23 protein-coding genes and 2 tRNA genes are annotated in these 14,814 nt (G+C 57.0%); 24 read left to right on the forward strand and 1 reads right to left on the reverse strand.

All coding sequences use genetic code 11. From position 1 onward, the window contains the following. Positions 1-28 precede the first annotated feature (28 nt). The 24 genes from PQQ95_RS26210 to PQQ95_RS26325 all read left to right on the forward strand — a co-directional run bounded on the left by PQQ95_RS26210 (position 29) and on the right by PQQ95_RS26325 (position 14,536). Positions 29-904: a hypothetical protein gene (locus PQQ95_RS26210; protein WP_408442495.1), complete on the forward strand. Its 876-nt coding sequence runs from the start codon at positions 29-31 to the stop codon at positions 902-904. After that, on the forward strand, positions 905-2,299 hold the full coding sequence (gene dnaB / locus PQQ95_RS26215) for a replicative DNA helicase (RefSeq protein ID WP_408442497.1): 1,395 nt from the start codon (positions 905-907) through the stop codon (positions 2,297-2,299). A gap of 25 nt (positions 2,300-2,324) precedes the next feature. Next, positions 2,325-2,642 carry a hypothetical protein gene (locus PQQ95_RS26220; RefSeq protein WP_408442500.1) on the forward strand — a complete coding sequence of 106 codons (318 nt, stop codon included), beginning with the start codon at positions 2,325-2,327 and terminating at the stop codon, positions 2,640-2,642. Continuing rightward, positions 2,639-3,139 carry a hypothetical protein gene (locus PQQ95_RS26225; protein WP_408442503.1) on the forward strand — a complete coding sequence of 167 codons (501 nt, stop codon included), beginning with the start codon at positions 2,639-2,641 and terminating at the stop codon, positions 3,137-3,139. The genes PQQ95_RS26220 and PQQ95_RS26225 overlap by 4 nt, the downstream gene beginning before the upstream one ends. After that, on the forward strand, positions 3,136-3,318 hold the full coding sequence (locus PQQ95_RS26230; protein WP_408442505.1) for a hypothetical protein: 183 nt from the start codon (positions 3,136-3,138) through the stop codon (positions 3,316-3,318). The genes PQQ95_RS26225 and PQQ95_RS26230 overlap by 4 nt, the downstream gene beginning before the upstream one ends. Then, entirely contained in the window at positions 3,315-3,782 is a 468-nt protein-coding gene (locus PQQ95_RS26235) for a hypothetical protein (protein WP_408442507.1), read from the forward strand. Before PQQ95_RS26230 ends, PQQ95_RS26235 begins: the two co-directional genes overlap by 4 nt. Then, positions 3,779-3,982, forward strand: a complete 204-nt coding sequence (locus PQQ95_RS26240; protein ID WP_408442509.1) for a hypothetical protein — start codon at positions 3,779-3,781, stop codon at positions 3,980-3,982. The genes PQQ95_RS26235 and PQQ95_RS26240 overlap by 4 nt, the downstream gene beginning before the upstream one ends. Beyond that, positions 3,979-4,581, forward strand: coding sequence for a recombination protein NinG (locus tag PQQ95_RS26245; RefSeq protein WP_408442512.1), 603 nt, complete (start codon positions 3,979-3,981; stop codon positions 4,579-4,581). The genes PQQ95_RS26240 and PQQ95_RS26245 overlap by 4 nt, the downstream gene beginning before the upstream one ends. Then, positions 4,578-5,372, forward strand: a complete 795-nt coding sequence (locus tag PQQ95_RS26250; protein ID WP_408442514.1) for a DNA cytosine methyltransferase — start codon at positions 4,578-4,580, stop codon at positions 5,370-5,372. Before PQQ95_RS26245 ends, PQQ95_RS26250 begins: the two co-directional genes overlap by 4 nt. Positions 5,373-5,648: 276 nt before the next feature. Next, on the forward strand, positions 5,649-5,774 hold the full coding sequence (locus tag PQQ95_RS26255) for a hypothetical protein (protein WP_408442517.1): 126 nt from the start codon (positions 5,649-5,651) through the stop codon (positions 5,772-5,774). Beyond that, positions 5,771-6,031: a Y16D family protein gene (locus PQQ95_RS26260; protein WP_408442519.1), complete on the forward strand. Its 261-nt coding sequence runs from the start codon at positions 5,771-5,773 to the stop codon at positions 6,029-6,031. The genes PQQ95_RS26255 and PQQ95_RS26260 overlap by 4 nt, the downstream gene beginning before the upstream one ends. Before the next feature lie 191 nt (positions 6,032-6,222). Then, entirely contained in the window at positions 6,223-6,426 is a 204-nt protein-coding gene (locus PQQ95_RS26265) for a hypothetical protein (protein ID WP_408442522.1), read from the forward strand. Between the two features lie 181 nt (positions 6,427-6,607). Further along, positions 6,608-6,922, forward strand: a complete 315-nt coding sequence (locus PQQ95_RS26270; protein ID WP_408442524.1) for a hypothetical protein — start codon at positions 6,608-6,610, stop codon at positions 6,920-6,922. Between the two features lie 424 nt (positions 6,923-7,346). Beyond that, on the forward strand, positions 7,347-7,544 hold the full coding sequence (locus tag PQQ95_RS26275) for a hypothetical protein (RefSeq protein WP_408442526.1): 198 nt from the start codon (positions 7,347-7,349) through the stop codon (positions 7,542-7,544). After that, complete coding sequence (locus tag PQQ95_RS26280) at positions 7,541-7,675, forward strand: hypothetical protein (RefSeq protein ID WP_408442529.1); 135 nt, start codon at positions 7,541-7,543, stop codon at positions 7,673-7,675. The genes PQQ95_RS26275 and PQQ95_RS26280 overlap by 4 nt, the downstream gene beginning before the upstream one ends. 2 nt (positions 7,676-7,677) lie before the next feature. Continuing rightward, complete coding sequence (locus PQQ95_RS26285; RefSeq protein WP_408442532.1) at positions 7,678-8,109, forward strand: hypothetical protein; 432 nt, start codon at positions 7,678-7,680, stop codon at positions 8,107-8,109. A gap of 736 nt (positions 8,110-8,845) precedes the next feature. Next, positions 8,846-8,921: transfer RNA gene (locus tag PQQ95_RS26290), tRNA-Phe, on the forward strand. A 5-nt stretch (positions 8,922-8,926) separates the two neighbouring features. Further along, positions 8,927-9,016: transfer RNA gene (locus PQQ95_RS26295), tRNA-Ser, on the forward strand. A gap of 64 nt (positions 9,017-9,080) precedes the next feature. Then, positions 9,081-9,743: a putative metallopeptidase gene (locus tag PQQ95_RS26300; RefSeq protein ID WP_408442534.1), complete on the forward strand. Its 663-nt coding sequence runs from the start codon at positions 9,081-9,083 to the stop codon at positions 9,741-9,743. Between the two features lie 28 nt (positions 9,744-9,771). Next, complete coding sequence (locus PQQ95_RS26305; protein ID WP_408442537.1) at positions 9,772-10,197, forward strand: DUF2280 domain-containing protein; 426 nt, start codon at positions 9,772-9,774, stop codon at positions 10,195-10,197. Continuing rightward, on the forward strand, positions 10,194-11,468 hold the full coding sequence (locus PQQ95_RS26310) for a hypothetical protein (protein ID WP_408442540.1): 1,275 nt from the start codon (positions 10,194-10,196) through the stop codon (positions 11,466-11,468). Before PQQ95_RS26305 ends, PQQ95_RS26310 begins: the two co-directional genes overlap by 4 nt. 48 nt (positions 11,469-11,516) lie before the next feature. Then, entirely contained in the window at positions 11,517-12,191 is a 675-nt protein-coding gene (locus tag PQQ95_RS26315) for a hypothetical protein (RefSeq protein WP_408442543.1), read from the forward strand. A 39-nt stretch (positions 12,192-12,230) separates the two neighbouring features. Continuing rightward, positions 12,231-13,691 carry an anti-CBASS protein Acb1 family protein gene (locus tag PQQ95_RS26320; protein ID WP_408442545.1) on the forward strand — a complete coding sequence of 487 codons (1,461 nt, stop codon included), beginning with the start codon at positions 12,231-12,233 and terminating at the stop codon, positions 13,689-13,691. Beyond that, positions 13,688-14,536, forward strand: coding sequence for a hypothetical protein (locus PQQ95_RS26325; protein WP_408442548.1), 849 nt, complete (start codon positions 13,688-13,690; stop codon positions 14,534-14,536). Before PQQ95_RS26320 ends, PQQ95_RS26325 begins: the two co-directional genes overlap by 4 nt. Positions 14,537-14,587: 51 nt before the next feature. Here PQQ95_RS26325 and PQQ95_RS26330 read toward each other — a convergent pair whose 3' ends face one another. Then, complete coding sequence (locus tag PQQ95_RS26330) at positions 14,588-14,782, reverse strand: hypothetical protein (RefSeq protein ID WP_408442551.1); 195 nt, start codon at positions 14,780-14,782, stop codon at positions 14,588-14,590. Between the last annotated feature and the right edge of the window lie 32 nt (positions 14,783-14,814).

Below are 14,814 nucleotides of genomic sequence, written 5' to 3' on the forward strand. Positions count from 1 at the left end.
GAAGAATCGCAATAAGGCGGGAGCCTAAATGGAATGGTTTCGCTGGTGGCACGGAACACTGACCGACCCGAAGTTCCAATGGGTCGCACGTAAGTCTGGCCAGCCGTTCACTGCGGTCATCTCCTTGTGGGTTGCCTTGTTGGAACGAGCAAGCAGTGTGACGCAAGGTGACGCAGATGTGACGCGAGGTGACGTCACAGGATTTGACTGTGACGACCACGATGTTTTGTTCTGCTTAGACGATGGTTCCTGCGCCAAGATTTTCGATGCCTTCACCGTCAAAGGAATGATCGCTGACGGCGTAATTGCTAACTGGGAAAAACGCCAGCCAAAGCGGGAGGATTCAAGCGCAGTAAGGACTCGCGCTTATCGTGAGCGTAAGGCTAAGGAGTCCTCTGTGACGACCGGTGACGCGTCTGTGACGCAGAGTGACGATAAGAGTAGAGAAGATAAGAGTAGAGAAAACCCTGAGCCTAACGGCTCTGTCGACAGCGTTGCTGCCGACCTGCTTGGCGAAGTCCGCGAAGGTAACGGGAAATCCGGGGAGCGCGTGACGACGAACATTCCTGCATGCCCTGCGCAGCAGATTGTCGACCTGTATCACGAGTGCATGCCTCTCAACCCAAGGGTCAAGATCCTGGACGACTCGCGCAAGGGAGCGATCCGCGCGAGATGGAAGCAAGCAGCTCTGCTGAACAGCGTTAAGCCTTTCGGCTACACGACCGGGCCTGAAGGGCTGAAGGCATGGAAAGCGTTCTTCACGATTTGCGCGCAGTCGGATTTCTTAACGGGTCGCAAAGCTCCGCAGCCCGGAAAGAAACCATTCTTCGCCGACATCGATTTTCTGATGTCGCCCAAAGGTTTCGCGAAGTCGCTTGAGAACAGATATCACGAGGACGATTAAATGAACGCACCCGACCGCATCCCCAACGAACACGGCCTCGCCGTACCGCCGCATAGCCTGGAAGCCGAGCAATCCGTACTCGGCGCCCTACTGCTCGACAACGACGCTGTAGACCGCATCGCTGAACTCCGCGCCGAGCACTTCTACCGCTACGACCACCGGATCATTTTCGAGCACATCACGCGAATGATCATGGCCGGTCGCCGTGCCGACGTGATCACGACTTACGAGGCGTTGGGCACCTCCGGCAAGGATCAGCAGATCGGCGGCTTGCAATACCTCAACGCCCTGGCGCAGAACGTCCCTGGCAGTGCCGGCATCCGCCGCTACGCCGAGATCGTGATCGAACGCGCCCAACTTCGCGGCATCCTGTGCGCCGTCGATGAGATCGGTGCGATGGTGCATAACCGCGCCGGCAAGACAGCGTCGGACATCGTCAGCGAAGCCCAAGCCAGATTTGAACCACTTTCCGAGGCTCGATCATTTGAGCCCCGCCTGCCCGGTGCTGCGTTGACCGAGATCGTGACTGAGATCGATGAGCGCTATCACGGCGCGGAGTCATCGGCAATCTCGACGGGCTTTCGCGATCTTGACCACAAGCTCGGCGGTGGTCTGCGCGGCTCAGAACTGGTCATCGTTGCCGGGCGCCCGTCGATGGGCAAGACGGCATTTTCCATGTGCATTGCCGGATATGTTGCGCAGGAAGTCGGCCCGGTGCTGATTATCTCGCTCGAGATGTCGGAGAAATCCCTGCACCAACGCAATCTGGCTCGCATTGGCGGAATTCCGCTGGGGCATATCCTCGACGGCAAGAAGATCGTCGAAGAAGACTGGCCGCGCCTGACGCATGCAGTGTCGGTCATGTCTGAACTGCCGATGTTTGTTGATGACACGTCGGGCCTGACGATGCCGGAGATCGCAAGCCGCGCACGGATAGTCAAGCGCCGGATGGGATTGAGCATGGTCGTCGTCGATTATCTCGGCCTGATGACCGGTGGGACCGACGAACGGCAGGATCTGAAGATCGGCAGCTATTCAGCGGGCCTTAAGGGCTTGGCGAAACAACTGGGAATTCCGGTTATCGCGCTGGCCCAGCTTAACCGCGGAGTCGAACAACGCCCGAACAAGCGCCCGACGATGGGCGACCTTCGTGACTCGGGAGCCATCGAGCAGGACGCCGACATCATCCTGTTGCTCTACCGCGATGAGGTCTACAACCCGGACACACCTGATCGCGGCACCGCTGAAATCATCGTTGGCAAACAACGCAACGGCGAGACCGGTCCGGTTCGACTCGCGTTCATTGGCGAACATCAGAAGTTCGCAGACATGGCGCCCGGCTATGTGTCGGTGCCGCGCAAGGCACCCGAGAAAGCACGGCGAGGGTTTGAGTAATCACATTCCGGAAGGATCGCAAACCATGAAATCCAGCAGCATGCAGTTAATCGAGCGGTTTCTTGCCACCAAGCCGCGTGGCGCCACCGGTCACGAGATCGCGGAACACGTCGGCGTCAGCTTGCGAATTGCCGCCCAGTCGCTTGTTCGTCTGCTTGAGCACAGCCAGGTCAAGCGCGCGGGCAACGGGTCGCGGTTCGATGACGTCTGGAGCCTGGCGAAATTCGACGTTGTTGCACCAGTTGCTACGCCGCCGATCTTCAGAGCGAAGGAAACGCTGCGGGGCATGCAGGAGGCCGGGCGCAGGCAACTGGCAGCCACTCCCGTATTGGAGGCAGCATGAGCAAGGTGAAATGGACAGACGCAGAAAAGGCCGTCCTGTTTGCGCATTTCGAGTCAGCCAACAGCATTTACGAACTAGAGCCGATGCTGCCGGGCCGCGACTGCACGACGATCCGCAAGAAGGCTAACGCACTAGGTTTGCACCGCCCTGATCTGAAAGACCTTTCGCATGCCAAATTGCTTGCTGCGATGGGGAAAGAGAAGTTGACGGTGAAACAGATCGCCGAGCGCCTTGGCTATCGCCCGAACTCGGTCAATTTTCTGCTGCAGCGCGCGCACGAAGAGGATCTTTGCCGAATCTGTGACCACCTTCCCTCGAAGCATCGAGGCAAGTGTGCGCCGTTGTGGATGGTTGGCGCTGGCGAGCATGTGCCAAGTGAATTCGCAATTGAACGCGAACGCAAGCAGGCCGCGATTGATGCGCAACGCGAGGTGGAGCGTAGCCGACCAGTTCGCCGCGACCCCTTCATTGAAGCCATGTTTGGTCGTGCCGCATGACCACCGTCCTCAAATTCACCCAGCGCGAGAAATGCGACGCGATCGAGAAATTCAAGTTGCACTGCTCGATTGCTGAGTTTGACGCACTCGCTGCATTTATTGAATCCGCCACTCTCGCCCAGTTTGTGGCGGTAGATGGTCCAGTCGTTGAGATTCGTGTTTTGGGAGAGACGGAATGAGCGATTTACAACCCGTCTTCAGCGGCGAAATGCAGCTAATGAACTGGGGCGAGTCTTCGGCTAACGGCGCATGGGTCAAATTCTGGATAACGCCGGAAGACCTCGAGGCATTCCGTAGCCTCAAGTGCAAGAGCGGCAAGATCGCGGGTCATCGTGTCGCTGCCGTCCTTGTAGAAATCGGCGATGACGAACAGCCGGTGCAACAGGTCGAGCCAGAGAAGCCCAAGGGCGGAGAACTTGCCCGCATGGCAGGCGTTCTCTGCCAGGACGTTGAATTCCGAGTGTTCATGAGCGCGCAGGGCTGGCACGCCGGCAACGATCAGGAGGCAGCAGAGACGATTAGGCAGATGTGCGGGGTGACGACCCGCGCCGAGCTCGACCATAACGCCGATGCGGCCACTGTATTCCATCGCGTAATTCGCGGGCCATGGGTTAAGTGGAAAGCGGCGCGGGGGATTAAATGAACATCAAAGAAAAACTCCACGAGCAATTCAACGTCGAGAAAATAGCCAGTGAGCCTGCGAGTGAACAGACCCAATTGATGCTGTTTGGAATCGGCTATCGCGAGGGGATGTTGGCTGCTGCAGCAGTCCTTGAGGAATCGTGGTTCAAGACGCAACAGGACTGCGCTGACGCTATTTTGCAAGCGGCAGGAAAACTGTGAACCGCTCCTCATTCCAGCCAAAGATGCTCAAGCCCAAGAAATGCCGCATGTGCTCTTCGGTTTTCGTCCCGCAGCGGAGCATGGCCGTCGTTTGCTCCCCTGCCTGCGCACAAGCATGGGCTCGCAAACTCTCGGAGCAGAAGGCGGCCCGCGCCAAGCGAGACGAGCGCAAATCATTCCGTGAAGCGGTCGAAAAATCCAAGACTCGCGGCACGCATCTGAAGGAATTGCAGGCGGTGTTCAATGCATGGGTGCGCCAACGGGACGCCGGACAGCCATGCATCGCCTGCCAGCGTCACCACCAGGGGCAGAATCACGCCGGCCACTATCGCAGCGTTGGGTCGTGCCCGGAATTAAGGTTCGAGCCGGATAACGTGCATCTAACCTGCCAGCCATGCAACGTGCACTTGTCTGGAAATTTGATCCAAATGCGTATCGGCATGATCAAGAAAATCGGCCTGGCGCGCGTCGAATGGATTGAGGGTCCGCACGAACCGAAGAAGTACACCATCGCCGAGATCGTGGCGTTAAAGGCGGAATACAGGGCGAAAGTTCGGGAGATGAAGAAAGTGGCAACTGTTGAATTGGAGGTCGTATGACGGCCTACTACAACGAAATAGACCCGAATGCCGCAGAGTGGATTCGCAACCTGATAGCCGATGGCTATATTGCCGCCGGCGACGTTGATGAGAGAGATATTCGAGATGTCCGACCTGATGACCTTCGCGGATACACCCAGTGTCACTTCTTCGCCGGCATTGCGGGATGGCCGCTCGCACTCCGACTCTCAGGATATCCCGACGATCGACCTATTTGGACCGGTTCCGCTCCTTGCCAACCTTACTCCCAGGCAGGCGCAGGACTTGGGTTTGCTGACGAGCGGCACCTTTGGCCATTCTGGCATTGGCTCATCGCAGAGTGTCGCCCTTCAATACTGTTTGGAGAGCAAGTTGCGAGCCGCGATGCAGAACCGTGGATCGACCTTGTTTCGGCTGACCTGGAAGGCTTGGGTTACGCCGCTGGGGCGATTGCGTTCCCGTCTGCGGGCATCGGTGCTCCGCACATCCGTGACCGACTTTACTGGATGGCCCACGCCAACCACACGCGATCACAAGGACGGCGCCGAGTGCGCGAACGTGCCGCTGAACGCTCTGTTGGGTCGGGTGGTTTGGCTGACGGGATGGCCGACGCCATGCGCGCGGGATCACTTTCCGGCTCACTCGCCGGAATACATCGCGGCGAAGAAGGCGCTGGGCCACGGCATGGCGAACTTGAACGACCTGGCGATGCTCGCGAGTTGGCCGACGCCGACATCGGCACTCGCGGGCAAGGGCGTTCGGTCAACGGAGGGCGGCATACGCGAGGCGATGCGCTCGCACGGCCCGACTAACGGCTTCTGGAGAGATGCTGACTGGCTGCTCTGCCGGGACGAAAAGTGGCGGCCAGTTGAACCCGGAACATTCCCGCTGGTTGATGGGTTACCCGCCGGAATGGGCAAGCTCAGCGCCGGGTTACGCCGATTGGTCGAAGTGGTAGGCCTTGATGCTGCAAGCCTCAAGCGAGCAAAGGCCTATCGAGTCGGAAGTCTGCGCGGATATGGAAACGCCATAAACCCACATCAAGCCGCCGAGTTCATAGAGGCATCAATGGAAATCCTGGAGATCGCATGACCCTCTACCAATTCATGGCCGACCACCCAATCCTTACGGTCATTCTTGGCTACTTTGCAACGGTATCGATTGTTAGTGTGGCGCGTGCTATCTGTGCGCCGGCTTTGTGGGGGAAGAAATGATTATCCGCATCGTATGCGCTGCAAACAAGAAGTGCTTCACGGGCGAAATCGTACTTGGCATCCGTCATTGGGATGCGTTTATGCACAAGCTGGATACGGAAGGCGATCCCGTCGAACAGGGTTTTATCGACAACCGCGGTAATTTCCTGAGTCGCATTGATGCATGGAAAGTCGCGGAGGCTGCCGGGCAGATCATTCGTCGCGTCGGTGGCGATGACACGAACGGCGGAACGCTGTATTCCGAGAACCTTTATTAAGGGGCGCAAATGAATCTCCAGACTACAAAGCCCCGCGCACGTTGGTCACCATCGCCGCACGGCAATAGGCCCGATGGATGGCGCGTGCGCTTCCCTGATTCACACATTAGTTTCGTCGCCGGAACTCTCGATAAGGCCATCGAAATGGCTTATCGACTTCGGCTCGCCCGAATCACTGGACGGAGGGACGCATGAAAACTCTGCTGCTCTGCGTTACCTGTTTTGCCGCAGGCGCTTTCTCAGTCGGCGTTCCGCTACTGCTGATGCTCACTTACCGCCCGAGGTATGTTGCGCCTGTTTTGCCGAGGAAAGATCGGAATGGCTTGCGTGAGGCCGATCTCTACGATGTGGGCGTTGAGGCGGCTTATCCGAGAGGGGGTCAGGAGTCTGATTAGGTAGTAGATTCAATGGCTTATAAGTAGTACTTACGGTAAAATACTTCAGCCTGATTGAGGCTTGGTTTAACTGAATCGGGGGTATCGCATGACGGATCAGGAACTCGGAGCATATTGTAATGAATGGGCGTTCTGGGCGAGGACGCGGCGATATCTTGCCCCGCCTGTGCCGCCGAGCATCATGGCGAAACTACAGGTCGCAGACCGCGGCGATTGGGAGCCTGACGGCCCGATGAGCGCCGACCTGTCATTCTTCAATATGGCATTACAGCGGATCGCAGAGGATGATCCCGAAGGCGGCGCTTGCTTCGCCCTCTACTATTTCCACCGCGCGAAGAACATCAAAACGCTCGCCTACGATCTCGGCATCGGACGCCAGACCTTCTATGACCGGATGCACCGTTTTGCTCGACTCGCGCTGAAGTGGACGCCGACGATCAAAAAAGTGCACCTGGCCGCAGTGGCGCACGTGGAAGATATGGCGATGGCGGATTAGTGTACGGATTTCTCCGTGCATTTTAGGCCCGTACACTTTCTCTGTTTTTGCTACCCTTTCGGCTACGGTGGCATTAGCTACCACAAGCCCGATTCGGTTGGCCCGGTCGGGCTTTTTGCATTCTGGTGACCATATGGCCCGCTCCGCTACATTCTCGTCCCCATCATTCGGACGTGAGCCGCTGGCTCAACTGGAATGGGAGCAAGCCAACGCGTCTGGCAAGAAGCCATCTTTGCGCGAGCGCTCGGAGATGGGAAATCGCCCGCTCTCGGATTCAGGGCGCCGCACTCCGGCGCTGGAATCCGTCGAGGCATGGAGCCCTGCCCGTCAGGCTGCCGAAGCGCTTTTCGCTGGGTCGGCAGACGAACGCACCGCCCCCAGTCCGGCTCGGGTAGCAGCTGAAAAGCTTTTTGCGGATTGAGCGATGGACGATATGTCGGAGCGGGATCAGGCAATGCTTTCAGAATGGGTGCGTGACGCCTTCGACGCCGCTGTCCACGCTGGATATATCTCGCCACCATGGAAACCATCCGCCGCCATGCGTAACACGCTGCAGAGCTACTATGTGTCGGGGTTGAACCCGGCCGAGGCAGCGCAGGCCCTATTCGCTACCCGCCAATGAAATCCGAAGCCGAAACGATCCTCGATAGCCTTGAGGCAGACATTGACCGGATGCGCGAGTTGGATCCCGCGCTGAAGACGTCGATGCTGGCGAGGTTGGATGAATTGCGGACGCTCGTGAGCGAGAAGTGAATATGCACTGCCCTCAATGCAATTCTCAGCGCAACGGCGGCGCATGCTGGAAATGCGGGGCCGAAACGATTGAGCCTGTCGCGGGGTGGGAATATCCCGAAATACCGCCGATTGGCCGCATCCGGGAGTTGGCGAAAGAAATCGGCTATGCGATTGGGGTGCACAGATCGCTGGAGCGCGATCTTGATCTGATCGCCGCACCCTGGTCGGAAGAGGCATTAAAACTCAACTACCTCGAAGTCATGAGCCACATCGCTGACGGATTGGGCGCTAAGCTTGTCGAAGTCGAGGCCAAACCGCTCGGGCGTCGTGCATGCACAATCCAGATGGATGGCTGGTATAAGCCGATTGATCTATCGGTGATGCCAATGAAAACCGAACCCGCATACCAGTTGGCCGGGTTCACGAATGCTGAAATTGTGTCCGCGAAATAACTCTGCTCCCCCCATCAATGCAGATCGACTGCATAGCGTGATACGGATGGCGGGAGAGCAATAACGGCAACAGACAGGAGCAATCGGGTGAAGCCGCCCGGCCCTTGTGGTCCGAGTCTCCGGTGATACGCCAGTTCATAAGCCCAAAGCGTATCCGGTTGGCTCCCGAAATTAGAGCCTCTTCATGTGTGGTGGTTTGCGAGGGGTAGCCGGAGCACTGGAAAGTAAAGTCCCGAGTACCAAGCCGCCACTCATGAGGGTGAATGCGCAGGTGCTGACTGCGTTAAACGTGTTTCCGATGGTCCGGGTAAAAAACGGTTCCGGCAAGCCAGAGATCAGCTCTGGCCATTCTCAACGATGTGACACGCCGCTAGCTTTGCGAAAGCACTGGAGCGGCTGAAGTGGTAGGGCCATTCGCGTCACTGGGGTGGACACGACGCCGAAGGAATAATCGGCCGCGTGGCTCCCGTTAAGAGCCTCTTCATGAAGCAGCCCTCCCGGGTGTGGACAGCCAAGGGAATTAGGTTGATCGGACGTCCAATTATGCCGATCCACTGAAACATAGGGTTGCTCCATGAGAATCGCGTCAGATGAAAAACCAGTAGCGTATGCCCGCCCACACCTTCGCGAAGGTCAACCGGTGACTGCGTCTTAAGCTCTGGTGTCTTCCTCAACCCATCACTCCTCGCGTCGGCTCTCACCGACGTTCGCCCAGTGGATCGGGCTTTTTCTATTTCGTCCTGTAGCTCAGTTGGTAGAGCGCTGCGTTGAAGGCGCAGGCGTCGATGGTTCGAATCCATCTGGGACGGCCAGTTTCGGAAGCGCTACCCGATTGGCGACGGGACCGGTCCTGAAAACCGTGCGAGCCGCAAGGCCTTGGGAGTTCGACTCTACCCCGCTTCCGCCATTTTCGCGAAACGTTCTTAAACCCTGTCGCTGGGCGGCAAGGTGGAATCTTCTCAAGCCGGTATATGCGCAAGAAGAAACCCGATAATTCGGCCAATCTCGCGTCGTTGCGCCCAACGCCACCCGCTGCGCTCTTCGACGAGAGCAACTGGACCAAGCACTTTGTGCCGGCTGATGGCCTCGCCGAGTGGGTAGCCAAGACCCTGATGGATGAATCCTCGCCCCTGTACAACGAGGATCACAAACACCTTCACTTCGCCGACATCGAATACCTCTGGGCCGCAGTTCCCAACACCAGGCAGATGCGCCGGGTAGTCGGACAGTGCGAGGAAGTGACCTTCCGCTGTGGCGCATGGCAGAAAGGACGGCAGGAACAGCAGATGAAGGAATGGTTCGGGCGAGTCCCGGCCTACCTCATCACGCTCGACGCCCATTACGCGCGGGAATGCTCGGACATTGAGTTCTGCGCTCTCGTAGAGCATGAATTGATGCACATCGCCCACAAGCTGGACGAGTTCGACCAACCAGCTTTCACCAAAGACGGTCTCCCCAAGATCGGCATATCCGCACACGACGTCGAGGAATTTGTTGGCATCGTTCGCAGGTATGGCGTCGGTGCCGCAGCAGGCAAGACAGCCGCTCTGGTTGAGGCTGCAAAGCGTACGCCTGAGATCGGGGGTGTGGATATCGCGCGGATGTGCGGGACTTGTTTGTTGAGGGCGGCTTGAGTTTTACTAACATCTTACGGAATACCAAATGACAACGCTCACGGAGGACGTGAAAGCGTTCATCGTGCAAGCGTTGGCATGCTTTGATACTCCCACACAGGTTTCTGAAGCCGTTAAGGAAGAATTTGGCCTCGATGTAACGCGCCAGCAGGTTGCGGCATACGACCCGACGAAGAAGACTTCCCGGACGCTAGGCAAGAAATGGCATGCGATTTTCAATGCAACACGTAAGACCTTCCTTGCCAATACTGCGGCCATCCCGATAGCCAATCAGTCTTTCCGTCTGCGCGCGCTTCAGCGCATGTACGAGAAATCGACCGGTCGTGGCAATTTTGCGATGGCAGCGCAACTGATTGAACAGGCGGCCAAAGAGGCTGGCGGGATGTTTTCGGCTCGGGCTAAGTCCGACGATGACCAGGCGCCAAAGCTCAATGACCCGGATCCAGATGTATGAAGGAATCCGTCAAGCTGCAGAAGCTTCACGAGCGGCAGATAGAGATCGCTCAAGGTTTCAAGCAGCACAAAAAAGTAGTGATCCGTTGCGGACGACGCTTCGGCAAAACCAGCCTGCTTGAGCGATGCGCTGCAAAATGGGCGTTCAATGGTGAGCGTGTTGGCTGGCTTGGGCCGAAGTACAAGTTGAATGCGCCGACGTATGGGAATCTCATCCATACGCTAAAGCCGGTCATTCAATCCAAGTCGAAGATCGATCAGCTTATCCAGCTCAACACGGGCGGCTTGGTTGAATTCTGGACGCTGGAAGACGAGAATGCCGGCCGGTCCCGCAAATATCACAAGGTCATCGTTGATGAGGCAAGCCTCAAGGCGAAGGGCCTGAAAGAGATCATCGATCAGTCGATACGTCCAACGCTGTTGGATTACAACGGCTCGATCATCATGGCCGGTACGCCGAAAGGCATCGACCCTGACAATTACTTCTATGAGGCGTGCACCAACCCCGTTGAAGGATGGGTTGAGTACCACGCCCCGACTGCATCCAATCCACACCTAGACCCGGATGTTGTCGCAAAACTGATTCATGATTATCCGCCGCTGGTCTACCAGCAAGAATATCTCGCGGATTTCGTCGACTGGCGCGGCTCAGCGTTCTTCTCCGAAATCAGCCTGCTTGCCGATGGTCGCGGGGTCGATTATCCGACTCGATGCGATCAGGTATTCGCTGTCGTAGATACGGCGCTCAAAGACGGGTTGGAGCATGACGGCACGGCAGTCATTTACTGCGCGCGCAACAAGATCGCTGGCCATCCACTGATCATCCTCGATTGGGATCTGATCCAGATTCAGGGCGCGCTGCTTGAAGAGTGGCTTCCATCGGTCAATCAGCGGCTTGAAGATCTGGCTGGTGAAACGGGCGCGCGCCAGGGCAATATCGGCATCTGGGTCGAGGACAAGGGCAGCGGCATCGTCCTGATACAACAGTCCGAGCGTCGCGGCCTTCCGGTCTACCCGATCTCGGAAAAACTGGTCGAACTTGGAAAGGAAGGGCGTGCACTCTCAGTGAGCGGCTATATATACCGCGGCGACGTGAAATTCAGCCAGTACGCATACGACAAGGTTACGAACTTCAAAGGGCAGATACGCAATCACCTTTTGGCGCAAGTTTGCGGATTTCGTATTGGCACAAAAACCCCTCATCACATGGACGCCCTCGACGTCTTCTGCTACAGCGTAGCAATATCTATGGGCGATTCAGAAGGGTGGTGAAATAAACATTGTGTTATCCTAATGACTCTTTAAAGTGGGAGTCTTGGGATGAGCGTGAAAGGTGCTGTTACTGGAAGGGCCGCTTTTAATAGAAAGGATTTGACTGGTCAGCGATTTGGGCGATTGATTGCCGGGGAAAGCGTCTCTGTGATGGGTAAGACGCAGCAAAAGCTCTACTACAAGTGCGAATGCGATTGTGGTGGTGAGGCTTTTGCGATGGCACAGAGCCTGCGTCGCGGAGCAACGTTATCGTGCGGATGCCTTCAGCGTGAGCGGGCGAGCGCTGCCAGCAAGCGCCATGGCATGTCGCACACATCCATCCATAACACTTGGATGACCATGCTGCAGCGTTGCAATGACCCCAAATCTGACTCATTCTCGAGATATGGCGGTCGCGGGATCACTGTATGCGAGCGCTGGCATACCTTCGAAAACTTCTTCGAAGATATGGGGCTGCCCCCGCAAAAAGGCATGACTTTGGACCGGTTCCCGAACAACGATGGGAACTACGAGCCGGAGAATGTGCGCTGGGCTACGGCGAAAGAACAGGCAAACAATCGTCGATCGAGTCGCTTGCTCGAATTCAACGGCGAAACCCTGACAGTTGCTGAATGGGAGGATCGTCAAGGCTTCCGACGCGGACTCATTCATACCCGTCTTTACATGGGCTGGACGCCCGAGCGCGCCATTACCCAGAAACCTCTATTCGATCAAACGGATTAATCGCCGGGCATCCAGCCTTGGCATCAACTAGGCTGGTAAATGAGCGATATCGATAATGACGGCGGTGCGGCGACAGTAAGCATCGGCGCCAGCATTCCGTCTTCGCTCATGCAGATTCTGATGGCGGAGGATATCGTCCCAGGGTCCATGCCCTCGTACGAGATGGCGAAAACGTTGTATGTGGCGCATCCGCTTGGCGCCAAGATGGCCGAGGCTCCGATCGAGGAAGCTCAGAGCCAGGAACGCGAGATCACTATTCCCGGCGGTCCCGAGGATGATCTGAAACAGGCCTTCCAGCGCGAATGGATGGCTATCGGCAGGACGGGCGCCGACGAGATTATCAAAGGTCACCAGACGCTCAAACGCGTCTATGGCATAGCGTCTCTCGGCGTGGGCGGAAAGTTCCTGAATGGTACGGAGTTACCATCCACCGATCCTTTGCCGTATGACAAACTCCACGAAATGGAGTTAGATTTCAAAATCTGGGACCCGCTGAATACGGCCGGCTCCCTGACGTTGAATCAGGATCCGAACGCGCCCGACTTCCAGCAACCGCAACACATCCGCGTCGCCGGCAAGGATTATCACTTCTCTCGGGCCGTGATCGCGCTCAACGAGTCGCCAGTCTATATTGAATGGACCAATAGCGCCTTTGGCTTCGTCGGACGTTCCGTCTATCAGCGCGCCCTCTTCCCGCTGAAGACTTATGTCCAGACGATGATTACCGACCAGGCGGTGGCTGAAAAGGCTGCACTGCTGGTGATGAAACTGCAATCGCCCGGCTCGGTCATCGACCAGCGTGCGCGCTCCTGGTTCGGATTGAAGCGGCAAGCCCTGAAAGGTGCCAAAACAGGAAATGTGATCTCGATTGGCCTGACTGAGAATATCGAATCGGTCGATCTGAAGAACGTCAGGGATGCCGCCGAGTTCTCGCGCAATAACTGCATCAAGAACATCTCGACCGCGGCGAAGATGCCCGCATCGATGCTGTATCAGGAGACACTGACAGAAGGGTTCGGCGAAGGCTCGGAAGACGCCAAGATCATCGCGCGCTTCATCGACCGCATGCGGATCGAAATGAACCCTGACTACCGCTTCATGGACGAGATTGTCATGCGGCGCGCGTGGAGTCCCGACTTCTACAAGATCATCCAGCGCAAGTATGCCGAGTATCAATCGGTTCCGTATGAGACGGCGTTCTACGAGTGGAAGAACGCGTTCACGGCGAAGTGGCCTAATCTGCTAGTCGAGCCTGATAGTGAAAAGGCGAAAGTGGACGACATCATTATGAAGTCGGCCATCTCTCTGTACGAAGTCGCATCGCCGCAGCTTGATCCGGTGAACAAGGCACGAGCGACCATCTGGCTGACCGAAGTCGCCAACGAGCGGAAAAATCTATTCTCCAACCCGCTGGAACTGGACGAAGATGCTCTTGCATCGTATGTCCCGCCCGAGCCTGTCGCAGAACCTAAACCTGTTGTCGAAAGCAGCCACGAATGAGCGACCGTCCATCCATCAACGCGACTTTTCACGAAGTCCTGACGGCGGCGGTGCGCGACATTTCGGAAAATGGCTACGACGACGTTGCGCGACTTGATGACTGGCTGAAACGCCTGAGATACGCCGCTGTTGCTGACCTCCCCTCGCCAGAGGAAATCCAGAGCCGCATGCAACTGGCAATGCAGACCGTCTTTAATCGGACGTTCTCAAAGTCTGCGGCGCTCAAGTATCACCCGGGCATGCCGAGGTTCACGCTGGAACGGCTAAAGCCTTACGCTCGAGCGGAGCTGGATCGAAAAGTTCTGGCCAGCGCGAACCTGATCAAACTGAATCGTGAACAGGCGATCGACAAGACCCTCCAGCGCTTCTCCGGCTGGGCAACGTCCATTCCTGACGGCGGCTCACGCATAGTCGAAAAGGCCGACGTCAAGGAACACATCGCCAAGCCGATCGCCCAGGTGAAATACGAGGCGCGGCGTTGCCAGATCGACCAGGGCGCGAAACTCGTTGCCGCGATCAATGATGTAGTGGCGACCCAAGGCGGCGCAATAGCATACCGGTGGCGCTCTCATTGGAAGCGCGCTGGATACGACTACCGAGAGGATCACAAGGAGCGCGACGGCAAGATTTATCTGTTGCGTAATAGCTGGGCCAAAGAGCAAGGGCTGATCAAGGTCGGGCCTGCCGGCTACTACGACGAGATCACGTCTGCGGCGCAGGAGCCCTTCTGCCAGTGCTACGTCGTGGCGATCTATGCCTTGCGTGAATTGTCCGAAGAGATGCTGACTGAAAAGGGCAAGACGCTGCTCGAAGAAACTCGCATCAAGCGCCCTGCTTATGCCTGACCCCGCCTCACTCACACACGAAGCCACCCATGCGGTGGCTTTTTCTTTTGCCTAAAGCGGATGCCAGAAAGCTGGTTTCAGATTCGATGGCGAATAGGCCATGTCGGCAAGGACGGTTGGGTATGGCGGCGCTATCCACCACTGTCCGTTCTTGAATCTGCCTTGGCATTTCATCCTTGGCGTCACGAGAAAAATCGTGGTGCCGTCCAGCGGCGCCGTCTCAATTGGTCGAAGTTCTTCGTCCATGGCTGGCTCCTAGTGCGAATCACCAATCTTAC

It is taken from the genome of Paraburkholderia caffeinilytica, assembly GCF_046030355.1.
GTDB lineage: Bacteria > Pseudomonadota > Gammaproteobacteria > Burkholderiales > Burkholderiaceae > Paraburkholderia > Paraburkholderia caffeinilytica_B.